Genomic DNA, 236 nt, shown 5'->3' with positions numbered 1-236 from the left:
TTACTTATATTACGTCGGTGATTTTCAACCGTTTTTGGTGAGATATTAAGTAATTCTGCCGTATCCTTTACAGTATAGCCACGAACCTTAAGATGGAATACTTCTCTCTCTCGCTTAGATAATGTGTAATTAAAATCTCCTAATAACGTCTTATCATCATCATGTTTATTTAAATTTAATATGACACTATCCCCTGCTAGAACTTGCTGGAAAAACTCCATCAAATCACCTAATGA

At 33.5% G+C, this 236-nt stretch carries 1 protein-coding gene; it reads right to left on the bottom strand.

The genetic code is table 11. From position 1 onward, the window contains the following. Positions 1-221, bottom strand: a 221-nt coding sequence (locus AOA60_RS31315; protein ID WP_143522608.1) for a helix-turn-helix transcriptional regulator, incomplete at its 3' end; no start/stop codon positions are given. Positions 222-236 lie beyond the last annotated feature (15 nt).

The sequence above is a fragment of the Pseudomonas sp. 2822-17 genome, from assembly GCF_002742485.1.
GTDB lineage: Bacteria > Pseudomonadota > Gammaproteobacteria > Pseudomonadales > Pseudomonadaceae > Aquipseudomonas > Aquipseudomonas cyclaminis.
The sequence above is the reverse complement of the archived record's forward strand: the minus strand, read 5'-3'. Positions and strand labels throughout refer to the sequence as shown.